We start from the raw sequence: 18,679 nt of genomic DNA on the forward strand, positions 1-18,679 counted from the left end.
AGAGGACCGAAATGAGCAGCGAATCCATTCTGCGACACATCGAAGAGATCCAAGCCCGGTTTCCCGCCGAGGTGACGGAGCGGATGCGGCTGGAGCGGGTAGGGGCCGAGCACCTCGATGAGATGCTGGCCCGGGCCTCCACCGTCTTTCCGCCTGTCTTCCTGCCCATCTTCGAGCGCGACGCCAACCTCTACGCCGTTCATCTCGTTCCTGGTAGACCCTGGCGGGCGAGCGCCTGGGTGGAGCTCCCGCACGACGCCGCTGCACCGGTGTTGGTGGCCACGGCCGTGCAGTATCTGCCGGCCGCACTGGTCGTCCCACCGCAGGCGTTCCCCAACTTTGTCGCCGAGATATGGCCGCAGGTGCAGGCCCTTGCCGAGGCACTGGCTGGGGCTGTTTCCCCCGACCTGGAGCCTTTCCTGCAGCCTCGCGCGAAGCGGGCCCGGTTGTTGTCCGGAGTGGACCCTGGCAATGGCGCCGCCCGGAGCGCGGTGGAACTGGGGGCCTGTGGCTCCTGGGAGGAGGCTGCGGAACGCGCGGAGCAGGTCTGGCGGGAAGCGCCGGAGGACACCTACCGGCTCTTCGCAGTGGCAATGGCCCGCGCGAAGCGGAAACAGGGGGACGCCACGGGCCCTGCCCGGGAAGTGCTCTCGCGCGAGGTGGCCTGGGGTTTCATGCATGCAGTCAAGTGGCTCATCCCTCCCAGCGACTCCGGTCCGGAGGTGCTGGAAGCCCTGAGACCTCTCGCCCTCGCGGGGCTGGAGGACGAACACCCGCTGGCGCTGCTGCGCGAGTCCTCGTACCGCCAGGGGGAGACGGCGGAGCGGCTGCGCGAGGTGGCGGAAGCCTGGCGGGCCCGCGGTGACGAGCGCCAGGCCCTGAACCAGCTCCGCAACGGCGCGGCGGTGGCGGGTGCGCACGGCAGCGGGCTGACACGCGTGTGGTGCGAGCGCCTCGCCGAGCAGGCCGAGCGCGTGGAGCCGGGGGGCCTGTCGGCCCAGCTCGCCCGGCACGCTGGCGAAGTCTTCCACCTGGGAGCTTGAGCCATGCCCTCTTCGAACCCCCTCCGCCCCAAGCTCCTCAAGGGCGTCTTCGTGAAGCTGGGCGAGGCCGCCCTGGTCCCCGTGCCCGAGGTCATCCTCTTCCAGTACAACCCGGAGCTGCTCTCGCGGACGCTGGAGCCGTGGACGCCCCCGGGCGACCAGGCCAGCGACGCCCAGAAGGCCGGCAGCGCCGACACCGCCCAGCCCCAGGACCCGGGGGAGACCCTCAGCCTCTCGCTGGAGCTGGACGCCACCGACGCGCTCGAGGAGCCCGACACCCACCCGGTGGCGGTGCTCTCCGGCGTGTCCGACCGCGTCTATGCGCTGGAGATGCTGCTCTACCCCCGGCCGGCCCCGGGGGAGGGGCTGCTCTCGAGCGCGGTGGCCTCGCTGGCTGGAGCCCTGGGCGTGAGCACCAGCACCCCGGAGGTCCCTCGCTCCGAGGTGCCCATCATCCTCTTCATCTGGGGCCCCGGCCGCATGCTGCCGGTGCGGCTCACCAGCTTCAGCGTCGAGGAGCAGGCCTTCCTGCCCAACCTCTCGCCGCTGCGCGCCAAGGTGACGGTGGGGATGCAGGTGCTCGGGCCGGCCTTCTTCGAGCAGCGCCGCAAGGCCCTGGGGACGCTCTCCAGCAGCGAGGCCCTGGCCGAGAAGGCCTACGAGGAGTCCCGCCGGATGAAGGCCCGCCTGGCCAGCCTCAACATCGCCAACTCGGTGGAGTCCGCCCTGGGGATGCTCCCCCTCTTCTAGGAGGTCCGCGTGTTCGATGAGAGCAGCCGCTACGCCAACGCTCCCCGCTACACCGTGTGCGACCGCCGGGGCCGCACCGTCACCGTGGTGGAGGTGCCCGCGCCCCCCGTGCAGTCGCTCGCGGGCTACCACCTCCTCAAGCAGGGCCAGCGCCTGGACCACCTGGCGCACCAGTACCTGGATGACGCCGATGGCTTCTGGCGCATCGCCGACGCGAACGACGCCCTGCAGGCGGAGTGGCTCACCGAGGCGCGCGAGGTGGCCATCCCGGGGAAGGGCCGGTAATGGGGCTCGGGGCCCACATCGCCGTGGACGGAAGGGTGGACGCCGAGCTCGCGGGCGCCAGCCAGGTGGAGGTGTACGAGCGCCTGGGCGAGACCACCACCTTCCGCATCCGCTACGACGTGGACATCGGCAAAGGAGACCTGCCGCGGCTCGCGGACGAGCGCCTGGGGCCCGGCTCCATGCTCTCGGTGCTGGTGCCGGTGAAGGGCACCTCCCACTGCCTGGTGATGGGACCGGTCCAGGGCCAGCGCATCCACCTGGTGCACGGCGGCCCCGGCTCCTGGCTGGAGGTGCACGGCGCGGACGCGTCCTCACCGATGGACCGCGAGGACCGCTCCGCCATCTGGGCCGACGTCTCCGACAGCGAGGTGGTGGCCACCCTCGCCCAGCGCCACGGCCTCGTCCCGGACGTGGAGTCCACGAGCGCCCGGCACTCGGAGCGCCAGCACACCCTGGTGCAGCGCGAGAGCGACCTGCGCCTCGTCCGCCGCCTGGCCCGGCGCAATGGCTATCTCTTCTGGGTCACCGCCAACGCCATGGGGGTGAAGACGGCCCACTTCAAGCGCCCGCCCCTGGGCGGCACCCCGGCCGTGAGCCTGAGCATCAACTCGCCCTCGCCCCAGGTGCGGGCGCTGGACCTCCAGTGGGACGTGGAGCGGCCCACCCGCATCGAGGCCCGGCAGCTCGACCTGAACACCAAGGAGGCCATCGACGGTGGGGCGGAGCGCTCGCCGCTGTCCCAGCTGGGCGCGAAGGACCTGGGCTCCGTCACCGGAGAGGAGCGCTCCCTCTTCCTGTCCGCGCCCGCGGACGACGCGGGGGGCCTTCGGGCCCGCGCCGAGGGCGCGCTCCAGGAGGCGCTCTGGTTCATCCGCGCCCGCTGCGAGGTGCGGCTGGACACGGTGGGCACGCTGGTGCGCGCGCACACGGTGGTGGAGCTGCTGGGTGCGGGCCGCCGCCACAGCGGCCGGTACCTGGTGGCGGCGGTGCGCCACACGCTCGACGCGTCGCTGCACCGCATGGAGCTGGAGCTGGCCCGCAACGGCTGGGAGGCATGACATGGAGCAGGACCTGCTGGCACAGCTGCTGGAGTGGGTGCGCGGACACTACTTCGGCAAGTACCGCGGCACCGTCACCGACAACGCGGACCCCACCCACCGGGGACGCCTCCTCGTGCGGGTCCCCGCGGTGCTCGGGGACCTGGACGTGTGGGCCATGCCCTGTGTCCCCTACGCCGGCAAGGAGGTGGGCTTCTTCTTCCTGCCCGAGAAGGACACCGGCGTCTGGGTGGAGTTCGAGGCGGGAGACGCCTCCTACCCGGTGTGGACCGGCTGCTTCTGGGCGGACCAGGAGCTGCCCGGCGAGGACCAGGCTTCCCTCAAGACGCTGCGCACCGCCTCGCTCACCCTGAGCATCGACGACGAGCAGAAGCTGCTCACCCTGGAGATGGTGGACGGCGGCAAGCTGACGGTGGGGGAGGAGATCTCGGCCGAGCGCGACAAGGCCCGCCTGGCCCTCACCGCCAGCACGGTGACCAGCGAGGTGGGCGGCAAGAAGACGGAGCTGAGCAGCTCCTCCTTCAGCGTGAACGGCGGCGCCCTGGAGGTGACGTGATGGCCGGCTCCACCCTCACCACGGCGTCCACCCTGCAGTGCCCGCACGGCGGACAGGTGAAGATCTCCTCGTCCAACTCCAGTGCCAAGGCGGGCGGCTCGGCCATCGTCACCAAGAGCGACACCTTCAGCATCTCGGGCTGCTCCTTCGCGCTGCCCTCGGGCCCCAGCCCCTGCGTGAGCGTGAAGTGGATGGTCGCCGACATGAAGGTGAAGGCGGGCGGAGAGGTCTCGCTCAGCAAGGGCAGCGTGGGGCTGTGTCTCAGCGGGGCCCAGGTGCCACAGGGGCCGGTGGTGGTGGCCAACACGCAGGCGAAGGTGAGCAGCCGCTGAGAGGAGGAGTGACATGGCCGAGCGCATCCAGAGCATCCGCTTCCCCTTCGCCGTGGACGAGTCGAGCGGCCGGCTGGCCGAGGAGCCCTCCTACGAGGCGCACGTGGAGCAGCTCATCCGCCAGGTGCTGCTCACCACCCCCGGCGAGCGCGCGCACCGCCCCGACTTCGGCTGCGGCCTGCGCCGCCTGGTGTTCGCGCCTCTCACCGACGCCACCGCCCAGCTCACGCGGGTGATGGTGCTGCAGGCGCTGGACCGGTGGCTGGGCAGCGTCCTGCGCGTGGAGGAGGTGCAGGTGCGGGCGCTCACCGAGTCCCTGGAGGTGGGCATCTCCTACTGGCTCCAGGCCCGCGGCGAGCGCCGCTACCTCAACCTGGAGGTCACGCTCTGATGGCTGCCCAGGACCGGCGCGAGCGACTGCGGGAGCAGACGCACTTCACGGGCATAGACTTCATCCTCGTGGACGAGACTCCGCGGCAGGCGCCGGGCACTCCGGCGAAGCTGCAGGTCCACCTGCTCGTCACGCCCGCTCCGCCGCTGGACGTGGACACGGTGAGGGTGTCCCTCCGCGCCCAGAGCGCTGCCGCCGATGTCCCTCCCATGCGGGTGGTGCGCCGGAGGCTGGAGGGCGGGGTGCTGCACCTGGAGACCGATGGGCCCGGAGGCTTCGCCTCGTATGTGCTGAGGCTGGAGCACGAGCGGATCGACCCCTTCTTCCGGGAGCAGGCCTTCAGCTTCAAGGTGGTCTGCCCGACCCGCCAGGACTGCCGGCCACCGGAGCTGCCCGAGGCGCCCGGGCCGGAGGTGGACTTCCCGGTGGACTACGAGGCGCGGGACTTCCAGAGCCTGCGCCGGGCCCTGCTGGACTTCGCCTCGCAGCGCCACCCCCGCTGGGCAGACCGGCTGGAGGCGGATGCCGGGGTGATGGTGGCCGAGCTGCTCAGCGCCCTCGGGGACGAGCTGTCCTACTACCAGGACCGGCTCGCCCGGGAGGCGTACCTGGAGACAGCCACCCAGCGCCGCTCGCTCCGCCGGCACGTGGGGCTGGTGGACTACCGGGTTCATGACGGGCGGGGCGCCACCACCTGGCTGGACGTGACAGTGAAGGCCGGAGAGCGCGGGACGCTGAAGGCCGGCGACCGCGTGTCGGCCCTCCGGGACGGGCAGGAGATCGTCTTCGAGGTGGGCCAGGGACTGGCCGAGCGCTTCTCCCGGACGCCTCTGGTGTGGCCGGTGGACGCGGAGCTCAACGGGCTGAAGGCGTACTTCTGGGACGCCGACGTGCGGAGCCTGCCGGTGGGCGCCACCGAGCTGACGCTCGACGGGAAGCACCAGGCGCTCCTCACGAGCAACAGTCCGCCCCCGGGTGAGCCCTGGAGCCGCCAGGTGCTGCTGCGGACCACGCCGCGCAATCCCTCGGAGCCCATCCGGTCCTGGCGGGTGCGGCTGGTATCGGTGGAAGAGGGCGTGGATCCCCTCCCGCCGGCGCAGGACATCACCCACATCACCTGGGAGCCGGAGCAGGCGCTTCCGTACGAGCTGGACCTGGCCACGCTGGAGGTGCGCTGCAACCTGGTGCCCGCCACCGCGGGCAGCACCGAGGGGCCGTTCTTCTTCGCCATCCGCGAGGTGCCCGTGGGAAGTCCGGAGGGCACGGTGCTCGCGGTGGAGCGGGACGGGGTGCTGCGGGAGGCAGAGCCCAAGCCCTTCCGCGTGACCACCTTCCTCTGCTCGCTGCCCGGCTCGGAGCGCCGCGAGCTGGTGTGGCTGGGGGAGGAGCCTCGCGAGGCCCTGCCGGAGGTGTGGCTGGAGGAGGTGGAGCCGGCCTCGCCCCTGGCGCCGCGCCGCGTCTGGGAGTGGCGGCCCGCCTTCATGGGGGCTGCGGGGAGTTCGCTGCCCGACAGCGCGCACTACACGCTCGATGACGGAACCTGGCGGCGGCTGGTGGGCTTCCAGCGCCCGGGAGGCGAGGTGGTCCACGTGGACTACGCGGGCAACGAGGGCTGGACGGTGCGCTTTGGCGATGGGGAGTTCGGGCGCATCCCGGAGCCCGGCACGCTCTTCCGCGTCCACTACCGGCTGGGGGACGGCATCCGGGCCAACCTCCCGGCGGGGGCCCTCACGCGCTTCTCGGGGCTGACCTTCGTGGAGTCCATCACCAACCCGCTGCCCATCACCGACGCCCTGGCGCCAGAGAGCGCCGAGGAGGTGCGGCAGCTCGCGCCCGAGGCCTTCCGCGCGGTGACGTATCGGGCGGTGCGGCCGGAGGACCATGCAGAGGCCGCCGAGCGGCTGCCCTGGGTCCAGCGAGCGGGTGCCACCCAGCGCTGGACGGGCAGCTGGCTCACCACCTTCGTCACGGCGGACCCGCACCAGCAGGTGGCCCTCGCTCCCGCCCGGCGTCGCGAGCTGGAGCAGCACCTGGAGCGCTTCCGCCAGGCGGGCCGGCAGGTGTGCGTGCTGGAGCCGACCTACGTGGACCTGGACCTGGAGCTCTCCGTCTGCGTGGAGCCGTCCGCCTCCGCGGGGGACGTGGAGGGGCGCGTGCTGAGGGTGCTGGTGGGCGGCCCGGACGCATTCTTCTCGCCGGAGCGCTTCACCTTCGGCACCCCGCTGGAGCTGGCGGAACTGGAGGCGCAGGTGCAGCGCGAGCCCGGGGTGCGCGCGGTGGAGGGGCTGCGGCTGCGGCGGCGCGGCTTCTTCGACTGGAAGTTCCTCTCGGGGGTCATCTTCTGGGTGGGGGCGGACGAGGTGGTGCGCGTGGTGAATGACCCGCTGCACCCGGCGCGCGGGACGATCCGCGTCAAGACACGGGGGGGGCGATGAGCGAGGAGGGCTTCACCCCTGCCGCCGGGCAGGAGTCCATCCCCCGGCAGCTCGCCACCTTCGCCGGCTTCCGCCAGGCGATGCTGGAGGCGCTGGCCGGCCCAGGGATGGGCGCGCTCGTCGGCTGGCGGGCCCGCGAGGGCGAGGACCTGGGACTGATGCTCCTGGAGATGGGGGCCTACGTCTTCGACGTGCTGGCCTTCTACGACGAGGTCATCGCCCACGAGACGTACCTGCGCACCGCGCGCCAGCGCTCCTCGCTGCGCAAGCTGGTGGGGCTGCTCGGCTACCGGCCTCGGCCGGCGGTGGCGGCCTCGGTGCGGCTGGCCATCCTGGCCGACGGGCGCCAGCCCCTCGTGCTGCCCCGGGGGATGGCGTTCCGCTCGGGGGGCTTCGACGGTCAGCCGCCGCAGGTGTTCGAGCTGGACGAGGACTCCCGGGTGGAGCCGCTGGCCAGCCGCTGGAGGCTCGAGTCGCAGCCGGCCTCCTCGCACTCGGCCGACCGCCAGAGCTTCCTGGCCCGGCAGGGGGTACGGCTCGTGTCCGGAGAGCGGGTGCTGTGCCTTGGCGCTGGTGGCCCCCGGGTCGCGCGGCGGGTGCAGGCCGTCACCCCGGAGCAGGGCGAGGACGGCGGGCAGTACCTGCGCGTCACCCTGACGGACCCCACCCCCGGTGGAGCGAAGTCCCACCCGGCCAGCGATGCCGGCCCCTTGCGCCTGCTGCGCCCGGAGCAGGCGGCCGGGCTGTGGACGTTGCAGACCGACACGCACGTCACCTCCACCACCCTCACCCTCAACACCGTCTACCGGCAGCTCCAGCCCGGGGATGACGTCTTCGTCACCGTCGGGGTCCAGACCGCGGCCTTCCAGGTGTCCTCCGTCACCGAGTCCAGCAAGTCGATCAGCGTGGGCAGCAGCACGAACAGCGACGGCAAGACCGTGTTCCACACGGCCGAGGTGCCGGTGACGGTGCTCAAGCTGAGCGGCACCTGGCCCTTTGGCAGCGTGCTCCCGGGAAAGGTAGGGGTGCACTTCGGCTTCAGCGAGGTGGCGCACGAGGCGTCACCCCTGCGCTCCACGGTGGGAGTGACGGACCCGCTCGTGCTGCAGCCCCCGGTGGAGAAGCCCGGGGTGGAGCCCTCGCGGGTGCTGGTGCGGGACGCGGACGGACGAGGGCTGGCGGCCAGGGCGTCCTTCGATTTCCGCCAGCGCCGCATCTCCACCTTCCTCCCGGAGGGGGAGCGCCCCCCCCTGCGGGTGCCGGTGGAGGTCTATGGCAACGTGGTGGACGCCAGCCGGGGAGAGACGGTGCCCCTCGAGGTGCTGGGGAGCGGGAATGCCTCGGTGCCACACCCCTCCTTCAAGCTGCAGAAGAAGCCGCTCACCTGGCGTGTCACGAAGGACGGGAAGCTGGTGAGCACCCTGCAGGTGTGGGTGGGCGGCATCCTCTGGCAGGAGGTGCCCAGCTTCTTCGGCCAGGGGCCGGACGCGCGCGTCTACGTGCTGCGGACGGACGACGAGGAGCAGACGTTCGTCACCTTCGGTGACGGCCAGCACGGGGCGCGGCTGCCCACCGGGGTGGACAACGTCGTCGCCAGCTACCGGTTCGGGGCGGGGGCCGCCAGCCCGCCGGCCGGGTCCATCCATCAGCTCGTCCAGCCGGTGCCGGGAGTGCTGGCGGTGAAGAACCCGGTGGCGGCAGCAGGCGGCGCCGATGCCCTCCCGGCCGCCCTCATCCGCCAGTATGGGCCCCGCTCGGCGCTGGTGCTGGGGCGCGCCGTCTCCATCGCGGACATGGAGGCGGTGGCCGCGGACAGCCCCGGTGTGCGGGCGGTGCGCGCCGACTGGGACTGGAGCCCGGGCATGCAGCGGGCCGTGGTGCTCATCCGCTATATCGGCCCGGAGTCCCTGCGGGACGCGGTACGCGCCCGGGTGCGTGGCATGTGCGAGCCCTCCACGCCCGTGGACGCGGTGCCGGCGACTGCGAGGAAGGCCGTCCTCGCGCTCGAGCTGGAGGTGGCTCCCCGCTACCAGGTGGCCCCCGTGCTGGCGGAGGTGCGCCGGGTGCTGGCGGAGCCCGTCGAGGGGCTGCTGTCGCCGGAGCGCATCGGCATTGGCGTGCCGCTCTACCGAAGCCGCCTCCTGGCGGCGGTGGTGGCGGTGGAGGGCGTCTCCAAGGTGACCGCGGTGACCTGGAACGACAAGCCCTTCAGCCAGTTCGCGCTGTCCCCGGGGACGGGCAGCTACTTCGACCTGGAGGAGCAGGGGGACCTGGTGCTCAACGGGAGGGGCCACCATGGCTGAGCGCGACGGCTTCGAGCGCTACTTCGCCGAGAAGCTCTGGGAGCTGCTCCCCGCCGTCTACCGGCACGAGGACGGCCAGGGCGCTCGGCCCGGGGGGCTGCGGGCCCTGGTGGAGCTGCTGGCGCAGCAGGCGGCCCGGGTGCGGCGCAGCCATGACCGGCTGTGGGAGGACCAGTTCATCGAGCTCTGCGACGACTGGGCCGTGCCGTACCTGGGGGACCTGGTGGGCACGCGGCTGCTGTCCTCCGTCAACCGGCGGGGCCAGCGGGCGGACGTGGCCAAGACCCTCTACTACCGCCGCCGCAGCGGGACACCGGCGGTGCTGGAGGAGCTCATCGCCGACATCACCGGCTGGGAGGGCTCGGTGGGGGAGCTGTTCCGCAGGATGCTGCGCACGCCGCACCTGCTGGACCCGGAGCCGGCCGCCGGGGTGGGGAGCTTCACGGCGACGCTGCCGGGAGGGCTGCCCGACCTGCGCCGGCCTCACGGGGTCGAGCGGACGGGGGGGCCCTTCGACGAGCTCCACCACACGCTGGATGTGCGGCGGCACCAGGGGGGGATGGAAGGGCGCTACAACCTCCCCAAGCTCGCCTTCCACCTCTACCGGCTGGGCGCGTACGAGGTGCGGGGCGTGAGGCCCTTCCGGGTGGACGCGCGGCGCTTCGTCTTCGACCCCTCGGGACGGGAGGTGCCCCTCTTCATGCGCGCCAGCCGGCGCCTCTCCCTCCGGGAGACGGGGGAGCACTGGCGCCGGGCGCGGGAGTGGGAGCTGCCGGCGCCCATGCGCTGCCACGTGCTCGGTGATGCCCGCTACCAGGTGGACGAGCAGCAGGTGCGCGTGCTTCTCGATGCGGGACTGGGAGCGGCGGCCGCGGCGGAGCTGCGCACGCTCATCGGCATCGCCTTCCCGGACGAGCGGAGCCTGCGCGACCAGCTCCGGGCAATGCCCACGCTCCAGGCGGAGTTGGCGCCGCCCCCGCCTTCCCCGCGGCCCCTGTACCGGCTACTGCTGCGCGGGGCGCTGGTGGAGGAGTGCGGCAAGCGGGCGCTGCTTGCGCACTCGGTGCTCGTGGACGAGGGGGGCGGACTGCCGATGTTCCCGGAGCTGGCCGCCGCGGCCAGCCTGCGGGAGTGGCTCTCCACCCCGCGCATCGACGCGCTGCTGGCCAGCGCTCCCAGGCACCTGGCCATTGATCCGGAGCGCGGTCGGTTCCAGTTCCTGGATGTGGACCCGGCGGCGCCCGAGCTGCTGCGCGTCTCCTACCACTACGGCTTCTCCGGGGAGCTTGGGGCCGGAACGTATGGCCGGAGCGAGCGGCTGGCGCCGCCGGACTTCAGGCTCTCCAGGGGAGGTCCCCAGCCGGCCGCGCTGGCGCTGGCGCCGGACGCGACGACGCAGCTGGAGGACAGCGACACCTACGGGCCGCTGACGGACGTGCCGGACCTCACGAGGCTCACCTTCCAGGCGGCGAGCGGCCAGCGGCCCTACGTGCGCCTGGAGCGTGACTGGGTGCTCACCGGCGCCGGCCGGCAGGCCTCGCTGGTGCTGGATGGCCTCTGGCTGGGAGGGACTGGAGACCTGGTGCTCCGGGGCACCTTCCAGCAGGTGACGCTGCGAGGCTGCACCCTGGACCCGGGAGGCACCGACGTCCTGGGCGGCGCCATCCGCCCGGTCCGCCTCCTCGTGGAGGGCCACGTGGAGCAGCTGCGCATCGAGTCCTCCATCACTGCTTCCGCACGGGTCCAGGGCATGGGAGACGTGGAGGTCCTCCACGTCCGCGACTCCATCCTCCACGTGCTCGACCCGGCGACAGGACCGGCCGTGTCGCAGCCCTCGGGAGCGCTGGAGCTGCGGCGGGTGACGGTGCTCGGAGGGCTGCGGGTGCACCGGCTTGAGGCCTCGGAGGCGCTCATCACCGGCCTCGTGCGGGTGGTGGACACCCAGCGTGGCTGCTTCCGCTTCAGCGCCGCGCTCGAGGGCAGCATCCTGCCTCGTCCCTACGCGTCGGTCTCTCTCCCGGACGACCGCCAGCTCTTCACGTCCGACGTCTTCGGGCACCCCGGCTACGGGCAGCTCCGCGAGGCGGCGCCGGAGTCCCTCCGGCGGGGCGCAGAGAACCGCTCGGAGCTGGGCGCCTTTTGCGGACGGAACGGCCCCATCCGCCTGGACGACCTGCGCGCCAAGGTCGCCGAGTACATGCCGTTCGCCCTCATCCCCGCCATCATCCTGGAGAGCTAATGGACATCACCCGATCCTCACATGATTCACGCAAGCACTACGACGCCATGCGCGCCCTGCAGGGTCGCATGTTGACGGACGACGACCTCAACGTCTCCGACATCCTCGCCAAGGAGGAGCGCCGCGCCGAGCGGGTCCACGTGATTGGACCGCACGGCAGTCCGGACGACGGCTTCTCCATCGCCAACCCGAGCCTGACGGAGTTCGATGGGGGGACGCTGATCGACTTCGACATCCGGCCGGGCACCCTGTACGTGGGGGGGCTGCGGCTGGAGCTGGAGCCTGGCGGCGAGCGCTTCTCCGGGCAGAGGGACTGGCTGCAGCAGACGCGGAAGGACCGGACGGCCATCGGCAGGGCCTCCAGGGTGGATCTGGTCTATGTCGAGGCCTGGCAGCAGCCGGTAACCGCCACGGAGGACGGCGAACTGCTGGAGGAGGCGCTGGGCGGGGTGGACACCACGGCGCGCCTGCGCACGATGCGGCGGGTGCGGCTGTTCCAGGACGTGCGGACGGAAGATGCGCTCGTGGCCTGGGACAAGCTCAGGGACAAGCTGGGCCTGAGCGACGAAGGCGAGCGGCGCTCGGAGGCGCGGCTCACCGTGGGCTTCGAGCAGAGCGGCCTCCCGGAGGACCTGTGTACTCCGGGGGTGGAGGGCGGCTACCTCGGCGCGGACAACCAGGCCATCCGGGTGGAGCTGGTGGGGGGCAGCAAGCTCGTCTGGGGTTATGACAACGGGGGGCCGCTGTACCGGGTGAACGTGAGCGGCGACAAGGTGACGCTGCGCACACCTCCCCGGGACGAGGTGCACTGGCCTCGCACCGGGCAGACGGTGGAGATCATCCCCTGGTCCGCCATCCTTCCCAATGGCGAGAAGGTGGCCGAGGCGCGCGGGCCGCTCCCGCCTGATGTGGGCCCGTCCTACTTCGCCACGGTGACGAGCAGCTACGACCCCGAGACGGGCGAGCTGCGGGTGGACAAGCCCCTGCCCCAGCGCTTCAACGAGGGGGATTGGACGCGCCGCTACCCCCCGGACGTGAGCGCGGTGCTCGAGGACAGGGGGGAGGACAGGGCCTACGTGTTCATGCGGGTGTGGCACCGCGGCTCCGATGAATCCGCGCTGCCCACGAGCTATACGCCCAACGTCCCGGTGATGCTGGGCAATACCGGCCTCCTGGTCACCGTCAGCGGGGCCCAGCAGCAAGCCGGAGACCACTGGGTGATTGCCGTGCGGCCCCGGAGCGCGAGCACCGTGGTGCCCTGGCAGCTCATCGCCCCGGGGAAGCGTCCCCCCGAGGGTCCGCGCCGCTTCTACGCACCGCTGGCCCTCCTGGTGTGGAAGGACGACACGGCGGAGGTCATCGACTGCCGGGCCCGCTTCCTGCCGCTCACCCTGCTGGGCGGCAGCTGCGCCCTGACGGTCTCGCCACGCGCGGGCTGGGAGCATCTCTTCGAGCACCTGCCCGCCGGCAAGGACCTCCACCTCTGCTTCGGGCCCGGCACCTATCGGGTGCCCCGGGTACTCAAGGTCTCCGGAGGGCAGGTGAAGATTTCAGGGGCCGGCTCGGGCACGCGGCTGCTGGCGCCCGACCAGGAGTCGGTGTTCCGGTTCGAGGGCTGCAAGAGCGTCACCGTTCGTGACCTGTACGCCGAGGCGGGGCTGGCCAGCTCGGGCCAGCAGCACCTCAACGGGGTGCTGTCCTTCTCGGACTGTGGCCCGGTGACGATGGAGGGCGTCACGCTCCAGTGCGGCATGGGTGAGGAGCGCGCCGCGTCCTGCGTGTCGGTGGTGAACTCGCCAGACCACCCCCTGGTCGACGTGCCGGTGCGCATCCGAGGCTGCGATCTGCGCATCGGTGCGCAACAGGTGGGCATCCTCGTGATCAACGCGAAGCGCACGCACATCGAGGGCAACACCCTGGCGATGGCTCCGGCGCTCCTCGACGGCAAGCCACTCCGTGGGGAGGAGCTCCTGAAGTTCCGCTCGTACGTCAAGAGGCTGCGGCAGGTGCTCATGCGCAGCCTGCTCATCAATCCCGAGAGCTCTCCGGACATGTCCCTCGGCACCGTGAAGCTGGTCCTCGAATATGATCATCCGCGGCACAAGCAATTCAATGTGTTCTTCCAGACGCCTCAGGGGCTGGCGGAGCAGGAGGGCGCGGCGTGGAAGGAGGCCAAGGAGCTGTTGCCCCCGCCGCGGGAGGAAGAGCTGGGCGTGCCTTGGGTTCGGCGGATGCTGTTGTCCCTGGCCGAGGACGCGGTGCGGGGAGGCCGGGTCAGTGAGATTCCGGCGTTCAAGAACTGGCGGACCCATGCGCTGGGGCGCCTCACGCCGGTGGCCTTGCAGGGCATCGTCGTCGGTGGCCAGGTGGCGGAGGATGTCCGCATCGTCGGCAACACGCTACGGGACGTCCAGCAGGGCATCCACGTCGGGCTCAGCCGCAGGCAGCAGGGGATGACCCGGATCGACGTCGGCCGGGTCTTCATCCAGGGAAACAACGTGGAGGTGCGGGTTCCGGTGGATGCAGTGCACCAGCGGCACGGCATCTTCGTCGGATCGTGCAACAACCTGGCCATCCTGGACAACCACGTCGACGTGGCGCTGGAGGCGTCCGACTTGAAAACCCAGGCCATCCTGGTGAAGGGCACGCTCGGCCGCCTGGCGCTCATCCAGCGCAACCATGTGGAGGGGGGCTCGGTGGGAATCGCGGTGACAGCCCTCAACAATGACCCAGAGGATTCGGAGTTTGGCGTCTGGAAGGCGTCGGAGAACCTCGCGGAGAAATTCGACAACACCCCCTTCGAATGGGCGAACGGGATGATTCAAGTGGACAACCGGGGGCTCGATTGAGACCCCGGGGCCGGGCCCGGGCCGGCTTGACAAGGTCGGCCACGAGAAGAACTTTCGGAGGAGCACCTCAGCTATATGGTGATAGGGGTTCGAGTCCCCAAGAGGGCAGGGCGAGGTTCTCTTACGAGAGGGCCTCGCTTCTTCTTTCCCGGGTCGGCTCGCCAGACATGGGGCCGTGCCGTTGAAGCGGGCGGGCCCTTCATTGGCGCGGGGGGAGGGGGCTTGCGCTGTGACGGGCCGGGGTAGGAGGCCGCTGGTGTGCGCCGCTCCCCTCGGCCAGAATGCGAGTACTTGGTGAGGCGTGCGACCACCGCCCTTGTGGGTAATGAGGTAGCTGAGAGGGGGCTCGTGTTGGGTAATTCGAGCAGCCCCCGGCGGCCAAGCAGGGCCCAAAGTGACCATGTTCCACAGTAGTTCCGGCTGGTTCCGATGGCAGCCCGAGAAGGCCCCACTCATTCGTAATCAGTAGGTCCCCGGTTCAAATCTGGGTGTCGGCTCCAGAACAAAAGAAGGCCGGTTGCGAACTTCGGTGGTTACCAGAACCGGAAGTAGTCGGTATCACCTTACGGGAGCGGGCTCCTCGGGCAGCGGGATGAACTCCGTCTCCTGCGGTACCCGGGCGAAGCGCCCGGCCCTCCAGTCCGCCTTCGCCTCTTCCAACCGCTCCTTCGAGCTCGAGACGAAGTTCCAAAAGATGTAGCGCGGACCGTCCATGGGCTCGCCGCCGAGGAGCATCATCCGCGCCGCGGTGGAGGCCCGGATGTCAATCTCGCTCCCCGGCCGGAAGACGAGGAGCTCCCCCGGCTTGAACCCGACGCCGTCGATCTCCACCGAGCCTTCCGAGAGAAAGAGCGCGCGCTCCTCGTATTCGGCCGGAAGCACCAGGCCCGCGCCCGCCTCCAGGGCCGTGTCCGCGTAGAACATGTCCGAGAACGTCTGCACGGGCGAGCGCTTCCCATGGAGCGCTCCCGCGATGAGGTGCATGCGCACGCCCTCGCCCTCGAGGAAGGGCATCGTGTCCGCGGCGTGGTGGACGAAGGTGGGCCGGGTCTCCTCGTGCTTCTTCGGGAGCGCCACCCAGGCCTGGAGGCCGAAGAGCCGCCCGCCTGCGGCCCGCGTCTCGGGAGCCGTGCGCTCGGAGTGGACGATGCCTTGCCCCGCGGTCATCCAGTTCACCTCGCCGGGCCGGATGGGCTGCACCACCCCGAGGCTGTCGCGGTGGAGGATTTCACCCTCGAAGAGGTAGGTGACGGTGGCCAGGCCAATGTGCGGGTGGGGCCGCACGTCGAGCCCCTGGCCCGAGCGGAACACCGCGGGCCCCATCTGGTCGAGGAAGATGAAGGGCCCGACCATCCGGCGCCGGGCCGAGGGCAGCGCCCGCCGCACCTCGAACCCATCGCCGAGGTCCCGCGTGCGGGAGACGATGAGGGTCTCCAGCTCCGGGTGCTGCCGCGTCTCGGTCGTCTCATCCCAGCTCATGTCTCGCTCCTTCCACGTCGGTCAGGCGAGGTCGAAGAGCAGCGCCTCGACAGGCTCGGAGGCCGTGAGCACCAGCCGCGACTCCTGGGACACGGCCACGCCGTCTCCCGCCTTCAGCTCCACGCCGTCGAGCGTGCCCCTGCCGCGTGCCAGCTGAAGCCAGGCATGGCGGTCCGGTGCCAGCGTGTACTCGGCCTGCTCGCCCTTGCCCAGCAGCGTGCTGTGCAGCAACACGTCCTGGTTCACCGTGAGGCTGCCGTCGCGGGCGTCGGGGCTGGCCACCACGCGCCAGCGGCCCTGGCGCTCGGACTCGGGAAAGGACTTCTGCTCATAGCCGGGCTTCAGACCGCGGCGGCTGGGAAGGAGCCAGATCTGCAGAAGGTGCAGCTCCTCGTCGGCGCCGTTCATCTCGCTGTGCAGGACGCCGGTGCCCGCCGTCATGCGCTGTACCTCGCCGGCGCGTAGCAGCCCCTCGCCGCCCGTGCTGTCCCGGTGCGCGACGGCGCCCGACAGTGGGTAGGTAATGATTTCCATGTCCCGGTGCGGGTGCATGCCGAAGCCCTCGCCCGCCGTGATGCGGTCCTCGTTGATGACACGCAGGGCGCGGAAGCCCATGAAGTCCGGGGCGTAATAGTCCGCGAACGAGAAGGTATGGTGGGAGTCCAGCCAGCCGTGGTTGGCATGGCCGCGCGCTTCAGAAGGTCGAACGATCATCATGGGGTGCTCCTTTTCTTCATGGGGCCACTCCAAGATGACCGCGAGACTGGTGCTCCGCCAGATGCGAATCCAGGAAGGACCGTTCCATCCATGGAACAAAGGAGCCACCTTCCCGGCATGCCGATCCGCTCCCTCAGCGAGCGGGGGAGCGCTCGGTTCCGGCGGGGAGGGCCGGCCAGTGCTCCCGCAGGAAGTCCACGAAGGCCGCCACCTTGGGCGAGTGGTGGCGGGTGCTGGGGTAGACGGCATGGACGGGCGTCCCGGACGAGCTCCAGTCGGGCAGGAGGTGTTGCAGCCGCCCGGCGGTGAGGTCCGCGGCGTAGTAGAGGGCCGGGAGGAGCGAGATGCCGGAGCCGGCCCGCGTCAGCGAGCACAGCATGTCGGGCTCGTTCACGGCCATGCGCGCTCGGATTGGAACCTCGACGGATTTGCCCCCGGAGTGCAGGGTCCAGGCGCTCCGCTCCAGCTGCGTGCCGAAGAGGATGCAGTCGTGCTTCTCCAGGTCCCTGGGGGACCTGGGCGTCCCGTGGGCCTTGAGGTAGCTCGGGGCCGCCACGACGATGCGCTCGATGTTGCCGAGCTTGCGCGCGGTGAGCGACGAGTCCGCCAGCCGGCCCGCGCGCACGGCCAGGCCGAAGCCCTCCCTCATCAGGTCCACCGTGCGGTCCGTGCACACCAGCTCCAGCTGCACGTCGGGGTAGCGTTTCATGAACTCCGCGACGAGTGGCCCGAGGAAGCTGAAGGAGAGCGGCGTCGTCACGCGGAGCAGCCCGTGCGGAGCGGACTGCATGCGCGTGACGGCCAGCTCGGCCTCCTCCGCCTCGGCCACGATGCGGGCGCAGTGCTCGTAGTAGGTCTGCCCCGCGTCCGTGAGCCGCAGCTTGCGCGTCGTACGCTGCAGGAGCTGCGCGCCAATCCGCTCCTCCAGCTCGGACACCTTCCGGCTGACCGTGGACTTGGGCATCCGGAGCTCACGCGCCGCCGCCGTGAAGCTGCCGGCCTGCACCACCCTGGCGAAGACGAGGAGTTCGTTGAGGTCCATGTCCGTTCCCGGTGGAGGACTGTTCCATGGTCGGAACAATTCTTCCAGCCCGTTCCGTCCAGTGGACTCATCCCCTATTGGGTCACCGCGATGGACTTCCGGAAGAGCGCCAGACTGTAGGCGAAGAACCCGACGCCCACCGCGGCCACCATCAGGAACTGACGCCAGACCGCCTCCAGCCCGCCGCCGCGGTAGATGATGATCTGCGAGAAGCTGACGAAGTGCCGGGCAGGCAGGAGATACGTGAGGTACTGCAGCCATTTCGGCTGGCTCTCGACGGGCGTGCTCCCGCCCGAGAGAAGCATCAGCACGAGGACCACGAGGATGATCAACAGCGCGAACTGCGCCATCGACCGTGAAATCGTCCCCAGGAAGATCCCGAGCGCCGTGGCGAAGAACAGGTAGAGCACCACGCCGGCAAACCACAGCAACACCGAGCCCGCGAACGGCACCTTCAGCACCATATCCACGACCACGAGGAGCGAGACCCCGGTCGCGATGAGAATCACGAGGCTGTTGGCCCATACCTTCGCCATCGCGATCTCGAACGAACTCAGCGGCATCACGAGCAGGTGCTCCAGCGTCCCGTGTTCGCGCTCGCGGATGACCGCGGCCCCCGTCAGGACGACCGTCAGCAGCGTTATCTGATTGATGATGGCCACCACGCTCTTGAACCAGGAGGAGATCCCGTTGGGGTTGAACAGCTTGCGAATCACCAACTGGACCGGCTTCGGCCCCGACTCCTCAGTGCGCTTGAGAAAGGACTCGATCCGGTCGTTGATGATGTTCCGGATGTAGCCGGCGCCAATGCCCGCCTGCTGCATGGCGGTCGCGTCGATGTTCACCTGGATATCCGGGTTGCGCCCCGCGCGGAGGTCGTGCTCGAAGCGGGGCGGAATCACGACGACGAACATGAACCTGCCTCTGTCCATGTCCGCCTGGGCGTCCGCGGCGGTGATGATTTCGGGCAACATGAAGCGGGGCGGATAGAAGGCGTTGAGCAGCTCCTTGGACAACGCCGACCCGTCCTCGTCCACGAAGGCGATTGACGCGTTGTTCACTTCGCTCGAGGTCCCCGTCGCCTGAACGTAGATGGCCAGGGTGAACGCATAGATGACGAACACGACCATCACCACGTCGCTCAGCAGGCTGCGAATCTCCTTGAGCCCCAGCCACAGGATGTTCAGCAGCGGTTTCACC

At 70.5% G+C, this 18,679-nt stretch carries 15 protein-coding genes; 11 read left to right on the top strand and 4 right to left on the bottom strand.

Features of this window, described 5'->3' with window-relative positions; all coding sequences use genetic code 11:
• Positions 1-11: 11 nt before the first annotated feature.
• The 11 genes from K8638_RS27415 to K8638_RS27465 are packed head-to-tail and all read left to right on the top strand — an operon-like array spanning position 12 to position 14,241.
• Positions 12-1,043: a hypothetical protein gene (locus K8638_RS27415; protein ID WP_223757590.1), complete on the top strand. Its 1,032-nt coding sequence runs from the start codon at positions 12-14 to the stop codon at positions 1,041-1,043.
• Positions 1,044-1,046: 3 nt separating this feature from the next.
• Positions 1,047-1,793: a hypothetical protein gene (locus K8638_RS27420; RefSeq protein WP_223757591.1), complete on the top strand. Its 747-nt coding sequence runs from the start codon at positions 1,047-1,049 to the stop codon at positions 1,791-1,793.
• Between the two features lie 9 nt (positions 1,794-1,802).
• A complete protein-coding gene (locus K8638_RS27425; protein WP_223757592.1) occupies positions 1,803-2,078 on the top strand; it encodes a hypothetical protein in 276 nt (91 codons plus the stop codon).
• Positions 2,078-3,136 carry a phage late control D family protein gene (locus tag K8638_RS44960; protein ID WP_305071197.1) on the top strand — a complete coding sequence of 353 codons (1,059 nt, stop codon included), beginning with the start codon at positions 2,078-2,080 and terminating at the stop codon, positions 3,134-3,136. The genes K8638_RS27425 and K8638_RS44960 overlap by 1 nt, the downstream gene beginning before the upstream one ends.
• A gap of 1 nt (position 3,137) precedes the next feature.
• Complete coding sequence (locus K8638_RS27435; RefSeq protein WP_223757593.1) at positions 3,138-3,692, top strand: phage baseplate assembly protein V; 555 nt, start codon at positions 3,138-3,140, stop codon at positions 3,690-3,692.
• Positions 3,692-4,024: a hypothetical protein gene (locus K8638_RS27440; RefSeq protein ID WP_223757594.1), complete on the top strand. Its 333-nt coding sequence runs from the start codon at positions 3,692-3,694 to the stop codon at positions 4,022-4,024. Before K8638_RS27435 ends, K8638_RS27440 begins: the two co-directional genes overlap by 1 nt.
• Before the next feature lie 13 nt (positions 4,025-4,037).
• On the top strand, positions 4,038-4,415 hold the full coding sequence (locus K8638_RS27445; protein ID WP_223757595.1) for a GPW/gp25 family protein: 378 nt from the start codon (positions 4,038-4,040) through the stop codon (positions 4,413-4,415).
• Positions 4,415-6,850 (top strand): hypothetical protein, encoded by a 2,436-nt coding sequence (locus K8638_RS27450; RefSeq protein ID WP_223757596.1) that lies wholly within the window; start codon positions 4,415-4,417, stop codon positions 6,848-6,850. The genes K8638_RS27445 and K8638_RS27450 overlap by 1 nt, the downstream gene beginning before the upstream one ends.
• Complete coding sequence (locus K8638_RS27455) at positions 6,847-9,153, top strand: hypothetical protein (protein WP_223757597.1); 2,307 nt, start codon at positions 6,847-6,849, stop codon at positions 9,151-9,153. The genes K8638_RS27450 and K8638_RS27455 overlap by 4 nt, the downstream gene beginning before the upstream one ends.
• Positions 9,146-11,392 (top strand): hypothetical protein, encoded by a 2,247-nt coding sequence (locus K8638_RS27460; RefSeq protein WP_223757598.1) that lies wholly within the window; start codon positions 9,146-9,148, stop codon positions 11,390-11,392. Before K8638_RS27455 ends, K8638_RS27460 begins: the two co-directional genes overlap by 8 nt.
• Entirely contained in the window at positions 11,392-14,241 is a 2,850-nt protein-coding gene (locus K8638_RS27465; protein WP_223757599.1) for a DUF6519 domain-containing protein, read from the top strand. Before K8638_RS27460 ends, K8638_RS27465 begins: the two co-directional genes overlap by 1 nt.
• A gap of 558 nt (positions 14,242-14,799) precedes the next feature.
• Here K8638_RS27465 and K8638_RS27470 read toward each other — a convergent pair.
• The 4 genes from K8638_RS27470 to K8638_RS27485 form a co-directional block, all read right to left on the bottom strand.
• On the bottom strand, positions 14,800-15,720 hold the full coding sequence (locus tag K8638_RS27470; protein WP_223757600.1) for a pirin family protein: 921 nt from the start codon (positions 15,718-15,720) through the stop codon (positions 14,800-14,802).
• A 21-nt stretch (positions 15,721-15,741) separates the two neighbouring features.
• Positions 15,742-16,437 (bottom strand): pirin family protein, encoded by a 696-nt coding sequence (locus K8638_RS27475; RefSeq protein ID WP_223757601.1) that lies wholly within the window; start codon positions 16,435-16,437, stop codon positions 15,742-15,744.
• Between the two features lie 133 nt (positions 16,438-16,570).
• Entirely contained in the window at positions 16,571-17,479 is a 909-nt protein-coding gene (locus K8638_RS27480) for a LysR family transcriptional regulator (protein ID WP_223757602.1), read from the bottom strand.
• Positions 17,480-17,553: 74 nt separating this feature from the next.
• Positions 17,554-18,678: an ABC transporter permease gene (locus K8638_RS27485; RefSeq protein ID WP_223757603.1), complete on the bottom strand. Its 1,125-nt coding sequence runs from the start codon at positions 18,676-18,678 to the stop codon at positions 17,554-17,556.
• Between the last annotated feature and the right edge of the window lies 1 nt (position 18,679).

It is taken from the genome of Myxococcus sp. RHSTA-1-4, assembly GCF_020037125.1.
Taxonomy (GTDB): Bacteria; Myxococcota; Myxococcia; order Myxococcales; family Myxococcaceae; genus Myxococcus.

Bases quoted from the DNA above. Each gene is read 5' to 3' on its own strand.
- K8638_RS27415 (WP_223757590.1), top strand. From the start codon at position 12: ATGAGCAGCGAATCCATTCTGCGACACATCGAAGAGATCCAAGCCCGG.
- K8638_RS27420 (WP_223757591.1), top strand. From the start codon at position 1,047: ATGCCCTCTTCGAACCCCCTCCGCCCCAAGCTCCTCAAGGGCGTCTTC.
- K8638_RS44960 (WP_305071197.1), top strand. From the start codon at position 2,078: ATGGGGCTCGGGGCCCACATCGCCGTGGACGGAAGGGTGGACGCCGAG.
- K8638_RS27435 (WP_223757593.1), top strand. From the start codon at position 3,138: ATGGAGCAGGACCTGCTGGCACAGCTGCTGGAGTGGGTGCGCGGACAC.
- K8638_RS27440 (WP_223757594.1), top strand. From the start codon at position 3,692: ATGGCCGGCTCCACCCTCACCACGGCGTCCACCCTGCAGTGCCCGCAC.
- K8638_RS27445 (WP_223757595.1), top strand. From the start codon at position 4,038: ATGGCCGAGCGCATCCAGAGCATCCGCTTCCCCTTCGCCGTGGACGAG.
- K8638_RS27450 (WP_223757596.1), top strand. From the start codon at position 4,415: ATGGCTGCCCAGGACCGGCGCGAGCGACTGCGGGAGCAGACGCACTTC.
- K8638_RS27455 (WP_223757597.1), top strand. From the start codon at position 6,847: ATGAGCGAGGAGGGCTTCACCCCTGCCGCCGGGCAGGAGTCCATCCCC.
- K8638_RS27460 (WP_223757598.1), top strand. From the start codon at position 9,146: ATGGCTGAGCGCGACGGCTTCGAGCGCTACTTCGCCGAGAAGCTCTGG.
- K8638_RS27465 (WP_223757599.1), top strand. From the start codon at position 11,392: ATGGACATCACCCGATCCTCACATGATTCACGCAAGCACTACGACGCC.
- K8638_RS27470 (WP_223757600.1), bottom strand. From the start codon at position 15,720: ATGAGCTGGGATGAGACGACCGAGACGCGGCAGCACCCGGAGCTGGAG.
- K8638_RS27475 (WP_223757601.1), bottom strand. From the start codon at position 16,437: ATGATGATCGTTCGACCTTCTGAAGCGCGCGGCCATGCCAACCACGGC.
- K8638_RS27480 (WP_223757602.1), bottom strand. From the start codon at position 17,479: ATGGACCTCAACGAACTCCTCGTCTTCGCCAGGGTGGTGCAGGCCGGC.